Source organism: Streptomyces apricus (assembly GCF_008369065.1).
Taxonomy (GTDB): Bacteria; Actinomycetota; Actinomycetes; order Streptomycetales; family Streptomycetaceae; genus Streptomyces; species Streptomyces apricus.
Genome location: NZ_VDFC01000214.1, coordinates 1 through 1,294, shown reverse-complemented (window position 1 = coordinate 1,294; position 1,294 = coordinate 1). Strand labels below are relative to the sequence as shown.

The 1,294-nt window shown below is 71.2% G+C and carries 1 protein-coding gene; it reads right to left on the bottom strand.

The window, feature by feature from the left end:
• The coding region (locus FGF04_RS39265; RefSeq protein WP_188114428.1) for a polyketide synthase dehydratase domain-containing protein at window positions 1-1,294 on the bottom strand (1,294 nt) is incomplete at both ends.

Below are 1,294 nucleotides of genomic sequence, written 5' to 3'. Positions count from 1 at the left end.
GGCCTGGGCGGAGCGCACCAGGCCCCAYACSGCGGCTGCGGCGGGATCGGGGGCGGGGTCCGTATCGGCTACGGACACCGCATGACGGGTGATCAGGGCGATGGGGGTCCGGTCGGAGGTGGTGGGTTCGTGTCCGGCCGAGGACCGGAGGATGCCGAGGACGGTGCGCAGCGCGGACCGGACTCGGGTGGTCATGTCGGGACCGTCGGCTGTGACGTGATGGAGGGCAATTTCTTCGGTTGCCGGGGTGGCTGGTGTGCTGGTGCCCGGAAGCGCGGGTGCCGGCGTCCATTCCAGGTGGAAGAGGGCGTGATGAGTGGGGTCGTCGGCGGGCCGCGGGATGGACGGGGCTGGACGGGTGACGAGGGAGGTGACGGTGGCGACGGGGGTTCCGTCGGGGTCGGCGAGGCTGACGGCGATGGTGGTCGGTCCGGTGGGGCGGAGGTGGACGCGCAGGGCGGTGGCTCCGGAGGCGTGCAGGGTCACGCCCTGCCAGGCGAAGGGCAGCTGCGGACCGGGTTCCTGTCCGCTGTGACCACGGTGATCGCTGTGATCCGCGCCGGCCAGAGCGTGGAGGGCAGCGTCGAACAGGGCGGGGTGCAGTCCGAAGCCCGCGGCCTGCTCGACGCCCGGGGTGGGTAGTTCGACCTCGGCGAACACCTCGTCGTCGCGGTGCCAGATCGCGCGTACGCCCTGGAACGCAGGACCGTAGTGAAGACCCTGACCGGCCAGGTGCGGGTAGAGGGCGTCGACGGGTACGGCGTCGGCTCCGGGCGGAGGCCAGTGGGTGAGGTCGTCGGCCGGCGTGATGGTGGCGGTAGTGGCGGCGGCGGTGAGGGTTCCGGAGGCGTGGAGGGTCCAGGAGCCGGTGGGGTCGGAGGCGTCGTCCTGGCGGCCGTAGACCTCCAGGGCGGCACGGTCGCTCCCGGGGTCGCGCCGGACGATGATCTGGAGGGTGACCGCCGTGTCTGACGGCAGGACGAGGGGCGCTTCGTGGGTGAGTTCTTCCAGGACGGGGAGACCGACGGTGTCCCCGGCTCGGACAGCAAGTTCGACAAAGCCTGTGCCGGGGAAAAGGACAGCGTCGTGCACGGCGTGATCGGCCAGCCAAGGGTGACCGCGGGTGGACAGCCGACCGGTGAGAACCGCGCCGGTCTCGTCAGCGGTCAGTACCACCGCGCTCAGTAGCGGGTGTTCGGCGGTCTCCAGGCCTGCCTGCTCCACATCGACCGTGTCCTGGACGGCCTCGATCCAGTAGTGCTTGTGCTGGAAGGGGTAGGTGGGCAGGTCGACG